Below are 19876 nucleotides of genomic sequence, written 5' to 3' on the forward strand. Positions count from 1 at the left end.
GCTGAACAACTGATAGCCGGCGGCAAACAGCAGGCAGGCGTACAGCGCCAGCACCGCCAACGGCCGCCACAAGGACATCAGCCCCACCCCTTTCAGGAAGCAGCCCACCACGATGTCGGTGTAATACATGGCGGGCATCAGCTGTGCCACCACATGCGCGCCAGCCCCCAGCGACACGATGGGAATGATCAGGCCGGAATACAGTACCGCCGGAATCATGGTCACCACCATGGTGACAATCATCGCCGCCACCTGGGTGCGCACCAGCACCGACACCAACAGGCCGATGCCGGTGGTACACAGCACATACACCAGCGTGGCAGGCAGGAAAAACAGCAGGCTGCCCTTGAACGGCACCTGATACAGCAATACCGCCAGCAGCCACAGCAACAGGATGTTGACGCTGGAAATGGCCACATAGGGAGCCAGCTTGCCCACCAGAAACTCGCCACGGCTGACATTGGAGGCGTAGATATTGAAGATGGAGCCGTTTTCTTTTTCCCGCACCACGCCCAGTGCAGTAAGGAAAGGCGGTGACAGCATCAGGATGACCATGATCAGCTTGGGCGCCAGCGACCAGATGCTGGACACGCTCTGGTTGTACAGATAGCGAGGCTCCAGCGCGATGGGCGTCAGCTGTGCCAGGGCATCCTGTTGCGACAGCCCGGTGGCATGGGACACCGCCTGCGCTACCGCCGCCAGACTGAAGGCGGCATTGATGGCCGTGACATAGCCCTTGGTGGTCATGGCGCGGCTGGGGAAGCTGCCATCCACCAGGGTCTGGATGGCTGCCGGACGGCCCTGGGCCAGCGTCTTGCCAAACTGCGGCGGAATCACCAGTACCACCCGCACTTCACCGGAACCAATCAACTGCGCCGCATCGCGCTCATCCCCGGCATAGCCGCGAAACCGGAAATAGCGCGAATCGATAAAGCGGTAGGCATAGTCGCGGCTGGCGGCGCTGCGGTCGTGATCCACCACGGCAAACGGGATGTTTTCCACATCCAGCGACAGGCCGTAGCCGAACAACAGCATCAGCAAGGCCGGTACCACAAAGGCCAGGGTGAAGAACAGGCGGTCGCGCACGATTTCACGCCATTCCTTGCCCGCAATGGCCACTACACGTTGCAGATTCATGCAGCACTCCCGGTGGCATGTGATTGCGCTTCCAACTGGCTGACACGCTGCACGAACACATCCTCCATGGCGATGGGGCGGGCTTGCGGCGGCCGCGCCACTCCCAGCCCGCGCAGCACCTGCTGCAGCCGTTCTACATCCGGGGTCAGCACATGCAAGGCGCTGCCATAAGGCGACACATTGGCAAAACCGGCCGCCTGCAAGGGGGACACCAGGGCTGCGGCGTTGTCGGCACACACCCGGTACAGCTGGCCAGCCTCGGCCAGCACCTGCTGTTTCATTTGCTGCGGCGAAGCATCTGCCACTACCCGTCCGGCAAACATCAGTGCCAGATGGTCGCAATGTTCAGCCTCGCTCATGTAATGGGTGGTCACCAGCATGGCCACGCCATCCTGCCGCGACAGACGGAACAGGATGTCCCAGAAGGCGCGCCGCCCCAGGGGGTCCACCCCGCTGGTGGGTTCGTCCAGAAACAATACCCGTGGCTGGTGCACCAGCGCGCAGCCCAGTGCCAGCCGCTGGCGCAAGCCCATCGGCAGGGCGGCGGCCAGGTCATTTTCGTGACCATGCAGGCCCGCCATGTCCAGAATCCACTGCAAGCGCACGTCGCGGGCCTTGCGGTCCAGACCATAGATACCGGCATACAGGCGGATGTTCTCCACCACGCTCAGGTCCAGATACAGGGAAAACGCCTGCGACATATAACCGATGCGTGACTTGATCAGCGCACCGGCCTGCTTCATGTCCGCGCCTGCCACGCGCCCGCTGCCACTGCTGGGCGGCAGGATGCCGGTGAGCATCTTGATAGCGGTGGTCTTGCCGGCACCATTGGCCCCCAACAGGCCGAATATCTCACCCTGCCGCACCTGGAAACTGACATCGCCCACGGCGACAAAATCACCAAAGCGCTTGCACAGCCCCTTGGCCTCGATGGCCAGTTCATTACTGGCTGACGGACTGGTGGCTTGTGCTGTCAAGGTTTCCAGTACAGACGAACCCTGCTGCTTGCCGTCCAGCATGGCGACAAACACGTCTTCCAGCTCGGCATCCAGCACATCCAGCTGCTGGCACTCCAGCCCTTGCAGCACATCGACCACCTGCTGGCGGGCAACAGGCTGATCTGCCTCAGGCACAAACAGGCGGATCTCCGGCCCCATGGCTTCGCATTGTGGCCAGCGCGCCGTCAGCCGCTGCATGGCGCTCAACTGCGGCTCCACCCGGCACTGCACGATGCAGCCCGGTGCTTGTTGCAGGATTTGCGCCGGGTTGCCCTCGGCCAGTTTGCTGCCCTGATGCAGCAGGCTCATGCGGGTAAAGCGGCTGGCCTCGTCCATATAGGCGGTGGACACCAATGCTGTCAGGCCCTGCTCGGCAATCAATGTGGCCAGAATGGCCCAGAAGTCGCGGCGCGACACCGGGTCCACCCCGGTGGTGGGCTCATCCAGAATGATCAGCTGCGGCGCGTGAATCAGCGTGCATACCAATCCCAGCTTCTGCTTCATGCCGCCGGACAGCTGCTTCATTGGCCGATGACGAAACGCCGCCAGACGGGTGATGGCCAGCAGTTGTTCCTTGCGGGCAGCGGCTTCTTCGCGTGGCACCAGCCGCAGCCGGGCAAAAAAGTCGACATTTTCCTCGATGGACAAATCGCCATACAGGTTCTGCCCCAGGCCTTGCGGCATCAGGCCGATGCGCCCCTTGATGGCTTCGGCATGGCGCTCGCTGTCCAGCAACTGGCCAAACACCTCCAGCTGGCCCTGTTCGTAGGACAACACGCCGGCCACCGCCTTCATCAGGCTGGATTTGCCGGCTCCGTCCGGGCCGATCAGCCCGTACAGCTCGCCACGGCGCACTTCGAGGTCCAGTCCTTGCACGGCAAACTGGCCACCGTACTGCTTGCCGAAGCCGCTGGCCTTGATGATGGTATCGCTCATGGCTACCAGCGCGGGGCTTGCCAGGCCACGCCATCTTTCCAGCGGATGACAGCATCGGCCGGCAGGCCGGGCGTCAGGCGCAATTGCGGATTGCTGCTCAGGCTGAGCTTGACCGCATACACCAGCTTCACCCGCTCATCAGGCGTTTGCACTTCCTTGGGGGTGAATTCGGCACGGGCGGCAATATGGCTGACGGTGGCGTCAAACGGATGCGCGGGGAAGGCATCGGTGCTGATTTGCGCGGGCAAGCCAAGGCGGATCTTGCCGATCTGATTTTCCGGCACATACACCTTGAGGTAAAGGTGGTTCAGGTCCACCAGTTCCACCACCCCGCCGCCTGCTGCCAGCATTTCACCCGGCTCGCGCAGGCGATTGCTGACCATGCCACCGGAAGGCGCAGTCAATTGCAATTCGCGCAGCACGGCAGTGGCTTCGGCCACCGCGGCTTCGGCCTGATGGATTTGCTCGGTCGCCTGTACAGCCTGGCTGCGGGCGCTGACGGCAGCCAGTTGCATCTGCTCGGCATGCATGCGGTCTACCGAGCCGCGCGCCAGCAAGTCGGCAAAACGGGCGGCATCCTTGTCCGCCTGGGCCGAAGCCGCCGCTGCACGTTGCTGCTGGGCACGGGCGGCGGCCAGACTGGCTTGCGCAGCCCGCAAGCGGGCAGTTACCTCATCAGAATGCAGACGGGCCAATAACTGACCGCTGCTGACCATATCCCCCTCGCGCACCAGCACGCTCTCCAGCCGTCCCGGATATTTGCTGGCCACCAGTACGCTGTCGCCTTCCAGTCGGCCATTGGCCTGGATCAATCCTTCCGGCAGGCCCCGGTCTCGCGCCTGCCAGATGCCGTAAGCCAGTGCACCGGCCAGGGCCAGCACCACACCTGCCATCACGATTCTGCTTGTTTTCATGTCACAACTCGCCGATGGCCCGTTGCAAGGCCACCACCGCCAGGGCGTGGTCGTAACGGGCGTTGAACAGATTGCGCTGGCTGTCTGCGCGCCGTACTTCGGCGGCCAGCACTTCGGTCTGATTGGCCAGACCATTGCGATAGCGGTCCCGCTGGATGGCCAGGTATTCGTCTGCCGACAGCAAGGCGGCCTCGGCCACGCGGATGCGGGCTGTGGCTTCGATTTGCTGGCTATGGCTGCGCTCCACTTCCAGCGCAATCAGACTGCGGGCCTCCTGCAACTGATCCTGCACCGCGCTGGCTTGTTCGCTGACGCTGCCGGCACGGGCGCGAATCAGGCCGCTGTCGAACACGCTCCAGCTGACTCCCAGCCCGACCGAACCCACGCCCTTGTTCACCAGATAAGGGTTGTTCAGGTAGCTGTAGGCCGCATACACCCCCAACTGCGGCTGGCTTTCGGCGCGCACACTGCGGGCAGTGGCCTGCAAGGATTCAGACCATTCTGCAAAGCCCGCCAGTTCCGGCCTTTGCTGCATGGCGCGCTGCTGCAAAGCAGCCAGACTGCGTCCGTCACCGGCCAGTTCCAGTTCATCTACCTGCACCGGCTGGCTGAAGTCACGCCCCAGCAGGCGGTTGTAGGCAGCCTGGCTCAACGTCTCTGCCTGCCGGGCCGAAATCAGCTTTTGCTCGGCATCCGCCACGGCCAGCGCCGCCCCCAGCACATCACCCCGTGCCACCACGCCTTTGCGGAAGAAATTGTTCACATCCCGCTGATAGGCTTGCAGGCTTTGCAGATACTGGCTGGCCACCGCTGCCGCATGGCGCGCGCGCAACACATTGATATAGGCTTCCGCCACTTGCAGGCGCAAGGCCTGGCGTACCTGTTCCTGCGCGTAGCGACTGGCCGATGTTGCTGCCGCAGCAGACTGCTGCAGGGCGGTGAGCCTGCCACCGGTATACAGGGGCAGCCCCAGCCGGGCATTGGCATAGCGCACATCCCGGTTACTGAGCGGTGCATCCACCGTGGCTGGCAGATGCAGGCCCAGCGCACCCAGACCTTGCGTCAGCGGGCTGATGTCCAGCCGCGCCGTAGGCGTGCTGTCCAGCTGGCTGACACCGGCATCCAGCGTCAGCGCCGGCCCGGCTGCGGCATGGGCTGCATCCTCTTGCAGCCTGGCGGCATCCACCTTGCGTGCTTCGGCGCGCAGACTGTGACTGTATTGCTCGGCCTGTTGCCAGGCTTGCTGCAATGATTCCGCCAGCACCGGGCAATTCAGTACGGACAGTCCCAGCCACAGCGGTAAAAACTTGCCTGAAAATGCCATTGAAGTAATGAACACTCATTCATCAATAATGACTTCAGTATATTGCAACTGCATGGATGGATGTTGCGCTTGATCAGTCAAACCGAAGCAAAAACGGGAAGTAAGACAATACAAAGCCCGAAAATGCCAGATACGCGGCACTTTCGGGCTTTTACTCTAGAAATTCAGGCTTTCAATGCCGCGCGCAACTGGTGTGCGGCACGCAGGGCAAAAGCATAAATGGACAGTTGCGGATTGGCGCCGATGCTGGTGGGGAAGATGGAACCGTCGATAATGCTCAGGTTACGGAGCGTCCAGTGGCGGCCGTATTCGTCCACTACCCCGCTGTCCGGCTGACTGCTCATGGCGGCTCCACCCATCACATGGGCACTGACCAGACGTGCCAGCAAGGGCTTGAGCGGCAAGCCGGCTATCATTTCCCGCGTTTCCTTCCAGCTGGAAAGCAGCAGGGCCTGTTCGTGAATCACCTGTACCTGACGCGCACCGGCGGCAAACTGCAGTTCCGCCATGGTGAGCCAGCTGCGCCGCACACCATCCCACAACACATCGTTCAGCGGGTAATCCAGCTCGGGCGAACCATCGGCGCGCAAGCGCACCACCCCGCCCTGGCTTTCCGGGTGAAAGCCATCGCGCAACAGGGCCAGCATCACATGCAGATGGGGCAGTTGCTGCATCAGGCTGGCGGTTTGCTGGCCAAAACCTGACAGCGTCACCCCCACCAGCAAGGGATGCACCGGCGGCACTTCCAGCTTGTAACCCAGCGGACCGTCCAGTGGCTGGGTGTGCATGAAGTGGTCGGAGTACACGGTTTGCGGTGCGCCGTTATAGGCTTCGATACGCTGCGGCATCACCGCGCCGCAAATGGCGACCGGATGCAGAAAGGTGCGCTGGCCGACATGGCTGTCCGCCAGGCCGCTGCGCAGCAAAATGGCCGGGGTGCCAATGGAACCTGCCGCCAGCACCACATGGCCAGCACTCACCCGGAAACGACGACCGGTGAGGCTGTGGCCATCAGCCGCCAGCAGCACACCTTCCGCCCCTTGCAAGGCCTTGCCATCCGCACTGGGAATCAGCCGCTCCACCCGGGCGCGGGTGAGCAAACCAGCCTTGTGCTGCAAGGCGGCGGGAATCGTGGTCACCAGCATGGACTGCTTGGCATTGGTGGCACAGCCCATGCCGCAATAGCCCAGGTTCCAGCAACCGCGCACATTACGGCGGATGCGGCCATGCCTGAGGCCCAGGGCCTGACAGCCTTGTTCCAGCACGCTGTTGTTGGGGTTGGGGTCGGTCTGCCAGTCGGCAATGCCCAGCCGTGCTTCGGCCATGTCGAACCAGGGCGCCATGGTTTGCGGGTTCAGCCCGTGCAAGCCATAGCGTTCACCCCACCAGTTGAGCGTGTCGGCAGGCGTACGAAAGGCGCTGGTCCAGTTGACCGTGGTACTGCCACCCACGGTACGGCCCTGCAGGATATTGATGCCCTTGTCGGCGGTCTTGCGGCTGGCCGCCTCCTGATACAGCTCGGGATAGGCCTTGGCTTCCAGCAGGCGGAAGTCGCGCGATGTCCGCAAGGCTCCCTCTTCCACCATCAGCACATCCAGCCCTGCCTGGGCCAGCACTTCGGCCGTCATCCCGCCGCCGGCACCAGTGCCGATGATCAGCACGTCGCAGTGCAGTTGCAGGTCCTGCTGCCGGGTGGCACCGTCCAGCACGCGCCAGCCTTCGGCCACGCCCTGGGCAATCGGATCGGGCAAGCTCATCGGTGTCGTCATGGCAGCAGACTCATGATTTGTGGTGGTTGCTGATAGCCCATCGCGCTCCAGCTGGCCGGGTTGCCAAACCAGGCGGCATTGATCAGCGCATGCAAGGCCTGGTACGCCGAGCGCAGCAATAACAAGGGGCTGTGCTGCCAGCTACGCAGGAAAGCAGTCAGCTCGCTGTCCGGCGCCTGCGCCCAGGGCTTGCGCACGCCCGCCAGCCAGCGCCGCGCCCAGCGATTGGCAAGCAGGTCGAACAACTGGCGCAATTCCTGCTGGATGGCAGGCAGCAGATTGCTGATTGCCACATCCACCCCGCGCACGATGTCGTTCACGGGCAGGCCGGACATGCCCAGCATGACCGGCGCAATGCTGCGGATTATTTGCGCATCGACCGGCTGCAGGAAATGCAGCGCCGGTTCCGCGTGAGCCGGCCAGTCCGCTTGGGGAGTGGCCAGCAGGCCTGCGGCCAGCAGCACCACGCTACCGGCCATGCCGGTCTTGATCAGTTGGCGGCGGGTCAGCATGTCAGCCTCGCAACATCAGTTTGAGCAGCCATTCCACTGTCCGGCCATACGGCGGACGCGTCAGCCAGCTACCCGCCCAGCGGCTCTGGGTAAATACCGGCTTGAGCTTGGAGAAAGTGAGGAAACCTTCATGACCGTGGTAATGCCCCATGCCGGAAGGCCCCACGCCGCCAAACGGCATGTTGTCCTGCGCCACGTGCAGGATGGTTTCATTGATGCATACACCACCGGATACGGTTTGTTGTAGCACCTTGTCGATGCGCACCGGATCGCGATCAAACAGGTAAAGCGCCAGTGGGCGCGGCCGGGCGTTGATGTACTCCAGCGCCTCGTCAAAGCGGTCATAACTGACCACCGGCAGGATGGGGCCAAAGATTTCCTCCTGCATCAGCGCGCAATGGGCCGGGCAATCCAGCACCAGCGTCAGCGGCAGCTTGCGCACTGCGACCAGGTCCTCGCCAGCCGGATTGATCTGCCGAACCGTCGCCCCGGCAGCAATGGCTTCGTCCAGCCATTGTTGCAGGCGCTGGTAATGCCGCGGATGGATGATGCTGCTGTAGTCGGGGTTATGCGCCAGCGTGGGATAGGCACGGGTGGCAACGGCATCCAGCATGGCCAGCAGGCGGTCACGGTCCTTGGCATTCACCAGAACATAGTCAGGTGCCACGCAGGTTTGACCGGCATTGAGCAATTTGCCTGCCACGATGGATTCGGCAGCGCGGGCAAAGTCGGCATCGCGCGCCACCAGGGCGGGCGACTTGCCACCCAGTTCCAGCGTCACAGGGGTGAGATTATCCGCCGCCGCACGCATCACATGGCGTCCAACCGCGGTGGAGCCGGTAAACAGCAGGTGGTCAAACGGCAGGCGGGTAAAGGCCTGTGCCAGCGTCGCATCGCCATTGACCACCGTCACCAGCCCCGGCTCGAAATACTGCGCCACCAGTCTGGCCAGCAGCGCTCCGGTGGCCGGGGTGAGTTCGGACATCTTGATCATCACCCGGTTACCCGCCGCCAGTGCACCAATCAAGGGGCCAAATGCCAGAAACAGCGGGTAGTTCCACGGCACCACCACACCCACCACGCCCAGTGGCTGCGGTATCACCTGATTGCGCGCCGGGCGGAACCACAGCGAAACGGCACGGCGTTGCGGCCGCATCCAGCGGCCCAGCTGGCGTCGTGCACTGCGCAGCTCTTCCAGACTGGGAAACAGTTCCAGCAAGCGGGTTTCCACACTGCTGCGCTGGCCGAAGTCGGCATTCACCGCCTCGATCAAGGCAGTGCGGTTCTGTTGTATCAATTGTTCCAGCGCCGTCAACCAGCCACGGCGCGTGGCCAGATCGGGAAACCTTGCCGCATCGGCGGCATGGCGCATGGCGGCATAGGCCTGCTGCAGACCCTGTTCGGTGTCTGGCGGCATCGGCATGACAGGCATTGTGCTATCCTCGTGTTGTTCCATCCGGCAAACGGTCGTTTAGAGCCACGACTCTAAAGCCAGAATAGCATCAGAAATTTCCTCTGTCACCCGTGTATCCATCATGTTGATCGATTTCTTTTATGCCCTGCGCGATGCCCGCTTGCCGGTATCACTCAAGGAATTCCTGACCCTGCTGGAAGCACTCAGGCAGAACGTGGCTTTTGGCAGCCTGGATGCTTTTTACTATCTGTCACGCGCCACGCTGATCAAGGACGAAAAGCATTACGACCGCTTCGATCAGGTGTTCGGCCATTACTTCGAAGGCAAGACACTGAATCTGGATGACTTGCAGCGCGATATTCCAGAGGACTGGCTGCGCAAGCAGGTTGAGAAATTCCTCAGCCCGGAAGAACAGCAGCAATTGCAGGCCATGGGCTGGGACAAACTGATGGAAACCCTGCGCCAGCGACTGGAAGAACAGAAAGAGCGGCATCAGGGTGGCAACAAATGGATAGGCACCGGCGGTACCAGCCCGTTTGGTGCTTATGGCTACAACCCGGAAGGCATCCGCATTGGCCAGGCAGAGTCGCGCCATCGCCGTGCGGTGAAAGTGTGGGACAAACGCGAATTCCGCAATTTCGATAATGCCGCCGAGCTGGGCAGCCGCAACATCAAGCTGGCCTTGCGCCGGCTGCGCGAGTTTGCCCGTGATGGTGCCGACGAAGAGCTGGACCTGGAAGCCACCATTGCCGGCACCGCCCGCAAGGCAGGCCTGCTGGACCTGCGCATGCGCCGCACCCTGCGCAATACGGTAAAGGTACTGGTGCTGTTTGATGTCGGCGGCTCGATGGACGACCACATCAAGGCGGTGGAAGAACTGTTCTCCGCCGTCAAGACCGAGTTCAAGCACCTGGAGTACTACTACTTCCACAACTGCGTGTATGAAACGGTGTGGAAGGACAACCGGCGGCGTCAAGGCAGCAGCCTGTCCACGCTGGACCTGCTGCACACCTTTGGCAGTGATTACAAGCTGATCCTGGTGGGCGATGCCACCATGAGCCCCTACGAAATCAGCCATCCGGGCGGCAGCGTGGAACACATGAACCCGGAGGCCGGCGCGGTGTGGATGCAGCGCCTGCTCGGCCACTTCCGCCATGCCGCCTGGCTCAACCCGGTGGCAGAGCAATACTGGAGCTACACCCCGTCCCTGCAACTGATGCAGCAACTGATGCAACAGCGCATGTTTCCGCTCACCCTCGAAGGCGTGGACCGCGCCATGCGCAGCCTGAAGCAGGGCGGGGCCTTGCTTCAGGCTGCTGACAAGGTAATTTGATACGATGGCACTGGACCCGGCAAAGCCGGGCCTTCCGACCAAGCACCTGATTCCGCAGCCTTGCCATCCAATCCCAATCCCCCCGCCCTTTCCCCGCCAATTTAAGCAGCGAGCCTCGTTTTCTTTGCAGAAAGCGAGAGGGGGTTTGTCCACCATCTGATGAGTCTGAAGCAAGGGGGAGCCTTGCTGGCTCCCTAGTTTGACGGGGGAAAGTGCTGGCCATGGCCGTCGAAGGCCCGGACCTGATCGCGCCCGGCCAGCTTGGCCTCGTACAAGGCCTGGTCGGCCAATGCCAGGGCGACACTGGCATCCTGCTGGCTGCGGGCAAAGCTGCTGACGCCGATGCTGGTGCGTACCTGCAAACTGGCTTCCCCCACCTGGGTGACATGGCTGCGCACTGCCTCGCGCAGCCGCTCGGCCAGCGCCAGCGCTCCGGCCATGCCGCAGCCGGGCAGCAGGACAGCAAATTCCTCCCCGCCCAGACGCCCCACCACATCCACCTTGCGCACCACTTGCTGACAGATGGCAGCAAAGTCGTGCAGCACCTTGTCACCCACAGCATGGCCCCAGGTATCGTTTACCCGCTTGAAATGGTCGATATCCAGCATCAGCACCGCAACCGGATTGCTGAAACGCTGGAAGCGGGCAAACTCATCGGCCAGTTTTTCCATGAAGCTGCGCCGGTTGGCAATGCCAGTGAGCGCATCGGTGGTGGCCAGTTGGCGCAGTGTTTCTTCCTGCTGCTTGCGGCTGGTGATGTCGCGGTACACCCACAGCACACTGCGCAGCCGGCCCTCCACATAAATGGGCACGTGGTCGCGCTCCAGCATGCGCCCGTCTTTCAGTGCCCACTCCTCACCCAGCACTACCTGCCGTGTCTGCTGCAATTCTTCCATTCGCTGCAGCAACAGCTGTGGCTGGGCAAAACAGGATGCGGCCCGCGCCGCCACCTGCAGGCGATTTTCCTTTTTCAGCTGCTCCGGCGTCATGTCAGGCATGAACATTTCGCAGTACTGGTGGTTGACCAGCACCACCTCGCCGGATTGATCCTCCAGCAGCATGGCACCATGAAAGTGTTCGATGATGGCCAGCAACTGCCGCTGCAAGGTGGCCAGCGCTTCCTCAGCCTCACGCCGCGCGGTGATGTCGTGAATGATGGAAAACAGCAGGGTACGTCCGCCGGATTCAACCGGTGAGGAATGTACATCAACCGTGCGCAACTCCCCGCTGGCCAGCCGGTGAGTAAAGGTGAAATGGTTATGTGCCTGCAGCAAGGCAACACCAATGGTACCGTGGATGCGTTCCTCGGCCATCTGGTTGATGCGGCCCAGCGGCATGCCTACCAGTTCCTGATGGGAATAGCCATAAAAGCGCTCAGCTGACGGGTTGGCATCGACAATGCAGCCCTGATCCGGGTCGATCAAGATCATCACCGCGCCATGGTTCTGGAACAGCATGCGGAAGTGCGCTTCGCTATCCTCCAGCAGCCGTTGCGCCTGCTTGTGGGTGGTGATGTCCTGCACCGTGCCGACAATGCGACAGACATTGCCATTGCCATCCACCTCGGTGGCCTGACCCTTGTCCAGCACCCAGATCACCTCGCCGCTACAGCGTATCACCCGGTACTCCATACGGTACTGGCTGGCCTCACGCTTGAGTAGCGCGCGAAGATGATGACGCACAATGGGCAAGTCTTCATGGTGTACCAATGCCTGCCACTGCGACGGGTTGTCATGCAGGGTGTGGTAGTCGTACCCCAGCATGTTCACCAGTTGCTGGTTGAAGTCCAGCTTGCCCAGCGCCACATGCCAGTCCCACAAGCCGATATTGGCCCCGCGCATGGCCATGTCCAGCCGCTCCTGGCTTTCCCGCAAGGCCTCTTCCGTGCGTTTGCGCTGGGTAATCTCGGAAATCAGCCCGTGCCATCGCACGGACTGGTCATCCTGCAATTCCGGCGTGGCACGCCCTTCCACCCAGATCATGCGGCCATCTGGCAACAGGATGCGGAACTCGCATATCCAGGGCAGGTGATAGCGCAAGGCGGCTTCACCCTCTTCCCGCACCCGTTGCAAGTCATCCGGAAATATCCGCTGTGCTACCAGTTCGGCATTGTCCCGGGCCTGCTGCGGTGAAATGCCGAACAGGTTGCGCACGCCATCGCTTACATAGACAAAGTGCCCCGCCCCGTAGGGGTTGATGGTGTACTTGAACAGCATGCCGGGAATATTGCTGGCTATCTTGGCCAGCCGGTCTTCCCCTTCCACCTGCTTGCTGACATCAATCCAGTAGCCCTGAACCACATCGTCGGGCAACAGCTGCACATGCTCTTCCAGCCAGCACCAGCGGCCACTGCCATGCAAAAAGCGGTAGCGACAAGTGGCAAACCCTTCACTTTGCGCCAGCCGCCAGCGGCCATCGGCCAGGGCGGCCTGGTCATCCGGATGCAGTCTTTGTTGCCACCATAGCGGGTCCAGCAGGATGTCTTCGGGAAAGTAACCCAGGATTTCCGCCACATTGGGGCTGACTTCCTGCACCTCATGCGGTTTGGACGGGCTACAGGAGAAGGCCACCATCGGGCCATTGGCAAACAGCGCATGCTGGCGATGCAGCAATTGCTGCATGCGTTTCATTTCTGTCAGATCCTGAATCACCAGCACATGGCCGGTGGCATTGCCCTGGGCCAGTGGCGATGCAGAAATGCTCACCATGTGCCGGCTGCCGTCCTTGTCCGCCACCACCCATTCGCGTGGCAGGCCATGTCCCGGCATCAGCCCGGCATCAAACAGCGCCAGCAAATCCCTGGCCTGACTGGAACATTCAGGCTGCAGCCCGCCGGATGCCATTGCCTTCGCCTCGCACAGCAATACCGTGCTGATGTGATGGCCGCACAAGACATCGCCGGCTATGCCCAGCAGTCGCTCGGCCGCGGGGTTGCTCAGGGTGATGATACCGGCCTCATCCAGTACCAATAGCGCCGCTTCCACCTGGTGGAATACATTGGAAAACAATCCGAAGGATTGATCTGGCTGTGCTTGTGATGGCGCGGTCAAAGGTGTCTCCGGCACTCAGAATTCGATTTCATGCCCTACTTTATAGATGATGTATGGAGTGTTACTGCCGATACCGAGAAATAATCAGGAAATGCTTGAAAAAATCGCACATTGCCACAAATTCTGCTTGAGCAATCGGCAGCTTATGTCGACAATGAATCAAGCCTTCAGCACAACACGCCCCACACTGCCAAAGGAGCAACGTCATGGAAACCATTTTGATGATCGCACTGATCGCCGCCTTTGCCGTTGTGCTGGGCATGCTCGTCAGCCCGCTGGAGAAAAAACGCGAGCTGGTTCCCATCCGCATCCGTCGTGATGAAGAACAGCCCCGCTCCCGCCAGCGTCGTTACTGATCAGGGTCAGGCAAGCAGAAAAAAGGCAGCTTAAGCTGCCTTTTTCGTTACTTGCGTTGATCTGGCCAGTTCTTCAGTGCGCAATCAGAACTCACGTTGTGGCACCAGCACGGTACGGTTGCCGTTGCTTTCCATGGCACTGACAATGCCGGCCGCTTCCATTTGTTCGATCAGTCGCGCCGCCCGGTTATAGCCGATACGCAAATGACGTTGCACGGCAGAAATGGAAGGCTTGCGGGTTTTCAGCACAATTTCCACCGCTTCGTCGTACAAAGGGTCGCTTTCGGTAGCGGCCTGTACCTTGGCTGTGGCCACGGTGGATTCTTCATCAGCCTCGGTTTCGCCAGTCAGCAAGCCTTCCACGTAGTCCGGCTCGCCCCATTGCTTGAGGAAATCCACCACGGCATGCACTTCGTCGTCGGTGACAAAGGCACCATGCACCCGCTGCGGATAGCCTGATCCCGGCGGCAGGAACAACATATCACCCTGACCCAGCAGGCTTTCGGCCCCCATCTGGTCCAGAATGGTCCGGCTGTCTATCTTGCTGGACACCTGGAAGGCAATCCGCGTGGGGATATTGGCCTTGATCAGACCGGTAATCACGTCCACCGACGGGCGCTGGGTGGCCAGAATCAAGTGAATGCCAGCAGCACGGGCTTTCTGCGCCAGACGGGCAATCAGCTCTTCAATCTTCTTGCCGGCCACCATCATCAGGTCGGCAAATTCATCCACCACCACCACGATAAAGGGCAGCTTGTGCAGCGGCTCCGGCGTTTCCGGCGTCAGGCTGAACGGGTTGGTGAGGCGACGACCCGCCTCCTCGGCTTCGCGCACCTTGTCGTTGTAACCGGCCAGATTACGCACGCCCAGCGCACTCATCAGCCGGTAACGACGTTCCATTTCGCCCACGCACCAGTTAAGCGCATTGGCGGCCAGCTTCATGTCGGTCACCACCGGGGCCAGCAAATGCGGAATATCGTTGTACACCGACAGTTCCAGCATCTTGGGGTCGATCATGATGAAGCGCACTTCGTCCGGCGTGGCCTTGTACAGCATGGACAGAATCATCGCATTCACGCCTACCGACTTGCCGGAACCGGTGGTACCGGCCACCAGCAGGTGCGGTGCCTTGGCCAGGTCAATGGCCACCGGCTGGCCGGTAATGTCCTTGCCCAGCGCCATGGTCAGGCGGGAAGCCGGTTGCTGGAACACATCGGCCGAGAAGATTTCCGACAGGCGTATCATCTGACGTTTGGCATTGGGTAGTTCGAGGCCCATGCAGGTTTTGCCGGGAATGGTTTCCACCACCCGGATGGACGCCAGACCCAGGGCACGTGACAGGTCTTTCATCAGGTTGACCACCTGATTGCCGCGCACACCGACAGCTGGCTCCACTTCGTAACGGGTAATCACCGGCCCGGCATAGGCATCCACCACACTCACCTTGACCTTGAATTCGGCCAGCTTTTCCTCGATCAGGATGCCGCGCTCCAGCAATTCGTCTTCCGACACCACCGTAGTGGCTTCTTCGGCCGGGCGCAGCAAATCCAGACCTGGCAGGCAGTCTTCGCCGTAAATCACCGGCAGGCTGGAGCGATGTGCCGCCGGGGCAGGCAGCGCCCAGGGCAAGGCTGCATCGGCCTGCGTGCCCAGCGGCAACGGCGGGGCCGCATCATCAAGCGGACTGCTGGCGATAAAGTCTGGCTGGGTTTCTACTTGCACGGTGCTGTCGGCAGCGACAGCAGCCGGCTCAATGGCCTGCCCTGCAACCGGAGCCGCTGACGCGGCATCGTCCAGCAAGTGCCAGACCAGCGTGCTGTCCGGACGCGGCGCTGCAGGCTGGGCTTGCGGCGTGCGCTCGCTGATCATCGCCCAAGGCAAGCCAGTTGCACTGCCAGCTGCTGCGCTGCTGCCAAGCGCTGCAGCCGTACCGGCAAGCGCTGCCTGCTGTCTTTGTTCCGGCCAGCGCCAGGGCTGCCGCTCTGGCTGCGGGGAAGGTTGAGCAGCCAACTGGGTAACTGGCTGGATTACCGGCTCTGACGGTAGTACTGCCGACGAAACGGCAGGCGTGGCATGGAGCATGGGCGCGGCGTCTGGCTGGGCCTGCGTCGGCTCAGGCATGGTTATTGCCGGCTCCGCCGATAATGGCTCTGCCAGGTCAGCATCACCCTGATCAAGCGCCACACTGATTTCTTCCGCGGCCTGCGGAGCAAGCTCTGCGGGCATGGCTGCGTCGACGACGGGTGCTTGATCAGCTGCAACATCTGTTGCCTCGGCAAAAACGCTGGCAGCTTCCGGCAAGACAACATCCGGCTCAATCGCCAGCGGGGTCTCCGGCTGCTCCAGCAAGCGCCCGGCGAGGCCAGGCAAGGGCATGCTGGCAGATGGTGCATCCGGGATATCGGCCAGTGACAAGCCCGGTGCATGCACAGGGCTTGGCTGCGGGGCAGGCGCGGCGGGTTTGGCTTGCGGCGGACGGCTTTCCGGCGGGCGAATCCAGCCTTCATAGGCCTTGCTTCTGGCCTGCTGCTCGTGCCGCACGATGGGCGGCTCCACCGGCGGGGTTTCGCGGCGTGGCGGCGGGGTTTGGGTCTTGATCTTGAGCGGGGCCGACCGCACCGGCTGCAAGATGACTTGCGGTTTGGGCGTTGACGGCTCGGCATTGCGACGCTTGCTGTGCAAGGCACTGACCTGGGCGCGCACTTCATGCGGGTCGATCACCGGCAGCGCACGGCTTTCAGACTGCGGCATGGCACCAGCCTTGCGCTCGGCCTGCCGACGACGCGTGCCATGGTGCATATTGTGTTGCAGCTCATCCAGACCGATGACCGGCAGATTGCCGCTGACCGGAGCGGTCGCTGGCTTGGGCTGTGGCTTGCTGCGACGGTAGGTACGTTCCAGTTCTACATGGGGCAGGTCAGCCGGCGGAGCGGCACGCGTTGGCGCTGTTTGCGGGCGGGGCGGACCATCAGGCTGAGACCGACTCACCGGCGACGTAGTGGCCTGGGCCATTGCTGCTGGTGCACGGTCAGGCAGCACCGGTGCAACAGGCGTATCGTCCAGAGGTGGCGTGGCGGGCTGCTCTTGCGGCAGATCGAAGCGAATGGCTATCGGTTCGCGCCTGCGTTCGCGAAACGCAGCCGGGGTGATATCCAGTTCTTCTTCATGACTGGCGCCCAGCAGGCGATCCAGCCTGCCCAGCAAGCGCCCCCGCTGTTGCAGCAGGTCCTTGACCGAAGGCCACTGCCCTCCCCGCTTGCGCCAGGCAAAACCACCCGCCACACCCAAACCCATCAGTGCCAGCACAAACCACACGATCTGCAACCTCTTTCGTCATTCATCACTGCCTGCCGCCAGCGGCATGCAGGCGACCAGGCAGAACAGGGCAATTCAAACCGTCGATTGTACCCTTATTTGCCAGCAAACTGCATGGCGGCAGCTTACTGACAAGCATGAAAAAACCCCGCACCAGGCGGGGTTCTTGTCGATCACGGGCAGGATCAGTTCACAGCCACGGTAGCGGCGATGTCCTGGTAGTCCTTGATCTGGTCGAAGTTCAGGTACTTGTACACTTCAGCACCCTTCTCGTTGATGATGCCGATATTGGCCTTGTACTCTTCCACGGTCGGAATCTTGCCCAGCTTGGAGCAGATGGCGGCCAGTTCAGCCGAACCCAGGAACACATTGGTGTTCTTGCCCAGACGGTTGGGGAAGTTACGGGTGGAAGTGGACATCACGGTAGCACCTTCGCGAACCTGTGCCTGGTTACCCATGCACAGCGAGCAGCCCGGCATTTCGGTACGGGCACCGGCCATGCCGAACACACCGTAGTGGCCTTCGTCGGTCAGCTGCTGCGCATCCATCTTGGTCGGCGGAGCCAGCCACAGTTTCACCGGCAGGTCGCGCTTGCCTTCCAGCAGCTTGGATGCGGCACGGAAGTGACCGATGTTGGTCATGCAGGAACCGATGAACACTTCGTCAATCGGGGTGCCGGCCACTTCGGACATGAACTTCACGTCGTCCGGGTCGTTCGGGCAGGCCACGATAGGCTCTTTCACGTCGGCCAGATCGATTTCGATCACGGCTGCGTATTCGGCATCGGCATCAGCCTTCAGCAGTTCGCCATTGGCAATCCACTCTTCCATCTTCTTGATGCGGCGTTCCAGGGTACGGGCATCAGCGTAGCCGTCGGCGATCATGGTCTTCATCAGGGTGATGTTGGAGCGCATGTATTCGACGATGGGTTCCTTGTTCAGATGCACGGTGCAACCGGCAGCGGAACGTTCGGCAGAAGCGTCGGACAGTTCGAATGCCTGTTCCACCTTCAGGTTCGGCAGACCTTCGATTTCCAGAACGCGACCGGAGAAGATGTTCTTCTTGCCAGCCTTGGCCACGGTCAACAGACCTTGCTTGATGGCGTACAGCGGGATGGCATTCACCAGGTCACGCAGGGTGACGCCCGGTTGCAGTTCGCCCTTGAAGCGCACCAGAACGGATTCCGGCATGTCCAGCGGCATTACGCCGGTAGCAGCGGCAAAAGCCACAAGACCGGAACCGGCCGGGAAGGAAATGCCGATCGGGAAACGGGTATGGGAGTCACCACCGGTACCCACGGTATCCGGCAGCAGCAGACGGTTCAGCCAGCTGTGGATCACGCCATCGCCCGGACGCAGTGCAACACCGCCACGGGTGGAGATGAAGGCCGGCAGTTCCTTGTGCATCTTCACGTCCACTGGCTTCGGATAAGCGGCAGTGTGACAGAAGGACTGCATGACCAGGTCGGCGGAGAAACCCAGGCAAGCCAGGTCCTTCAGCTCGTCGCGGGTCATCGGACCGGTGGTGTCTTGCGAACCCACGGTGGTCATCTTCGGTTCGCAGTAGGTACCCGGACGGACGCCCTGGCCTTCCGGCAGACCACAGGCGCGGCCAACCATCTTCTGTGCCAGCGAGAAGCCCTTGCCGGAATTGGCCGGATCCTTGGGCAGGCGGAATACGGTGGACGGAGCCAGACCCAGCGCTTCACGCGCCTTGGAAGTCAGGCCACGGCCGATGATCAGGTTGATACGGCCGCCTGCGCGCACTTCGTCCAGCAGCACGTCGGACTTCAGCTGGAAGTTGGCAACGGTGGCACCGTTCTTTTCAATCTTGCCGTCGTACGGGTAGATGTCGATCACATCGCCCATTTCCAGCGCGGATACGTCCACTTCGATCGGCAGCGAGCCGGAGTCTTCCTGGGTGTTGAAGAAGATAGGCGCAATCTTGCCGCCCAGGGTTACACCGCCAAAGCGCTTGTTCGGCACAAACGGAATATCCTGGCCGGTAGCCCATACCACCGAGTTGGTAGCGGACTTGCGGGAAGAACCGGTACCCACCACGTCGCCCACGTAGGCAACCAGGTGGCCTTTTTTCTTCAGGTCTTCAATGAACTGCATCGGGCCGCGCTTGCCATCTTCTTCCGGCACGAAAGCAGCACCCGGACGGGTGTTCTTCAGCATGGCCAGGTAGTGCAGCGGGATGTCCGGGCGGCTCCAGGCGTCCGGTGCCGGCGACAGGTCGTCGGTATTGGTTTCGCCCGGCACCTTGAATACGGTAACGGTGATTTTCTTTTCCACTTCCGGACGGCTGGTGAACCATTCGGCATCAGCCCAGCTTTGCAGCACGCCCTTGGCGTTGGCGTTGCCACCATCAGCCAGCACTTGCACGTCATGGAAGAAGTCGAATACCAGCAGGGTCTTCTTCAGGCCTTCGGCAGCGATGGCACCCACTTCGGCATCAGCCAGCAGGTCGATCAGCGGCTTGACGTTGTAGCCACCCAGCATGGTGCCCAAGAGTTCGGTAGCCTTGGCGCGGGAAACCAGCGGCGAAGCCACGCTGCCTTCTGCAACGGCAGCCAGGAAGGATGCCTTGACCTTGGCGGCATCATCCACGCCCGGCGGCACGCGGAAGGTGATCAGCTCGACCAGCAGATCTTCCTCGCCCTTGGGCGGGTTTTTCAGGAGTTCGACCAGTTGTTCGGTTTGCTTGGCGTTCAGCGGCAGGGGCGGAATGCCCAGTGCAGCGCGCTCTGCAACATGCTGACGGTAGGCTTCGAGCATAGCTTGGGACCTTTTTGCTTGGGTTGTTTGCAATGAGT

General features: G+C 61.6%; 12 protein-coding genes. 2 read left to right on the forward strand and 10 right to left on the reverse strand.

The window, feature by feature from the left end; genetic code table 11:
* The 7 genes from JHD62_RS03965 to JHD62_RS03995 all read right to left on the reverse strand — a co-directional run.
* Positions 1-1137 (reverse strand): ABC transporter permease (locus JHD62_RS03965; RefSeq protein WP_199101858.1); only part of this gene is annotated, 1137 nt, incomplete at its 3' end.
* The gene (locus JHD62_RS03970) at positions 1134-3071 is read right to left on the reverse strand and encodes an ATP-binding cassette domain-containing protein (protein ID WP_199101859.1); all 1938 of its coding nucleotides are present in this window, start codon (positions 3069-3071) and stop codon (positions 1134-1136) included. The genes JHD62_RS03965 and JHD62_RS03970, both read right to left, overlap by 4 nt.
* Positions 3072-3073: 2 nt before the next feature.
* Positions 3074-3985, reverse strand: a complete 912-nt coding sequence (locus tag JHD62_RS03975; RefSeq protein WP_199101860.1) for an HlyD family secretion protein — start codon at positions 3983-3985, stop codon at positions 3074-3076.
* A 1-nt stretch (position 3986) separates the two neighbouring features.
* Positions 3987-5324, reverse strand: coding sequence for a TolC family protein (locus JHD62_RS03980; protein WP_199101861.1), 1338 nt, complete (start codon positions 5322-5324; stop codon positions 3987-3989).
* A gap of 149 nt (positions 5325-5473) precedes the next feature.
* Positions 5474-7066 (reverse strand): GMC family oxidoreductase, encoded by a 1593-nt coding sequence (locus JHD62_RS03985; RefSeq protein WP_233160617.1) that lies wholly within the window; start codon positions 7064-7066, stop codon positions 5474-5476.
* Positions 7067-7074: 8 nt separating this feature from the next.
* Positions 7075-7590 carry a hypothetical protein gene (locus JHD62_RS03990; protein ID WP_199101862.1) on the reverse strand — a complete coding sequence of 172 codons (516 nt, stop codon included), beginning with the start codon at positions 7588-7590 and terminating at the stop codon, positions 7075-7077.
* Between the two features lies 1 nt (position 7591).
* Entirely contained in the window at positions 7592-9022 is a 1431-nt protein-coding gene (locus tag JHD62_RS03995; RefSeq protein WP_199101863.1) for a coniferyl aldehyde dehydrogenase, read from the reverse strand.
* A 103-nt stretch (positions 9023-9125) separates the two neighbouring features.
* Here JHD62_RS03995 and JHD62_RS04000 point away from each other — a divergent pair, with 103 nt between their 5' ends.
* The gene (locus JHD62_RS04000) at positions 9126-10337 is read left to right on the forward strand and encodes a VWA domain-containing protein (protein ID WP_199101864.1); all 1212 of its coding nucleotides are present in this window, start codon (positions 9126-9128) and stop codon (positions 10335-10337) included.
* Between the two features lie 194 nt (positions 10338-10531).
* On the opposite strand, the gene JHD62_RS04005 is transcribed toward JHD62_RS04000, so the two are convergent.
* Positions 10532-13387 carry a PAS domain S-box protein gene (locus tag JHD62_RS04005; RefSeq protein WP_199101865.1) on the reverse strand — a complete coding sequence of 952 codons (2856 nt, stop codon included), beginning with the start codon at positions 13385-13387 and terminating at the stop codon, positions 10532-10534.
* 206 nt (positions 13388-13593) lie between these two features.
* Here JHD62_RS04005 and JHD62_RS04010 point away from each other — a divergent pair, with 206 nt between their 5' ends.
* The gene (locus tag JHD62_RS04010) at positions 13594-13743 is read left to right on the forward strand and encodes a hypothetical protein (RefSeq protein WP_156156867.1); all 150 of its coding nucleotides are present in this window, start codon (positions 13594-13596) and stop codon (positions 13741-13743) included.
* Positions 13744-13827: 84 nt separating this feature from the next.
* Here JHD62_RS04010 and JHD62_RS04015 read toward each other — a convergent pair whose 3' ends face one another.
* Positions 13828-17058 (reverse strand): DNA translocase FtsK, encoded by a 3231-nt coding sequence (locus JHD62_RS04015; RefSeq protein ID WP_370541024.1) that lies wholly within the window; start codon positions 17056-17058, stop codon positions 13828-13830.
* Positions 17059-17243: 185 nt separating this feature from the next.
* Entirely contained in the window at positions 17244-19838 is a 2595-nt protein-coding gene (acnB, locus tag JHD62_RS04020) for a bifunctional aconitate hydratase 2/2-methylisocitrate dehydratase (protein ID WP_045844959.1), read from the reverse strand.
* Between the last annotated feature and the right edge of the window lie 38 nt (positions 19839-19876).

This window comes from Aquitalea sp. ASV11 (assembly GCF_016429185.1).
GTDB lineage: Bacteria > Pseudomonadota > Gammaproteobacteria > Burkholderiales > Chromobacteriaceae > Aquitalea > Aquitalea pelogenes.

What these genes read in the sequence shown, in the direction of transcription:
- JHD62_RS03970 (WP_199101859.1), bottom strand. Translation starts at nt 3,071, where the DNA reads ATGAGCGATACCATCATCAAGGCCAGCGGCTTCGGCAAGCAGTACGGT.
- JHD62_RS03975 (WP_199101860.1), bottom strand. Translation starts at nt 3,985, where the DNA reads ATGAAAACAAGCAGAATCGTGATGGCAGGTGTGGTGCTGGCCCTGGCC.
- JHD62_RS03985 (WP_233160617.1), bottom strand. Translation starts at nt 7,066, where the DNA reads ATGAGCTTGCCCGATCCGATTGCCCAGGGCGTGGCCGAAGGCTGGCGC.
- JHD62_RS03990 (WP_199101862.1), bottom strand. Translation starts at nt 7,590, where the DNA reads ATGCTGACCCGCCGCCAACTGATCAAGACCGGCATGGCCGGTAGCGTG.
- JHD62_RS03995 (WP_199101863.1), bottom strand. Translation starts at nt 9,022, where the DNA reads ATGCCTGTCATGCCGATGCCGCCAGACACCGAACAGGGTCTGCAGCAG.
- JHD62_RS04000 (WP_199101864.1), top strand. Translation starts at nt 9,126, where the DNA reads ATGTTGATCGATTTCTTTTATGCCCTGCGCGATGCCCGCTTGCCGGTA.
- JHD62_RS04010 (WP_156156867.1), top strand. Translation starts at nt 13,594, where the DNA reads ATGGAAACCATTTTGATGATCGCACTGATCGCCGCCTTTGCCGTTGTG.
- acnB (WP_045844959.1), bottom strand. Translation starts at nt 19,838, where the DNA reads ATGCTCGAAGCCTACCGTCAGCATGTTGCAGAGCGCGCTGCACTGGGC.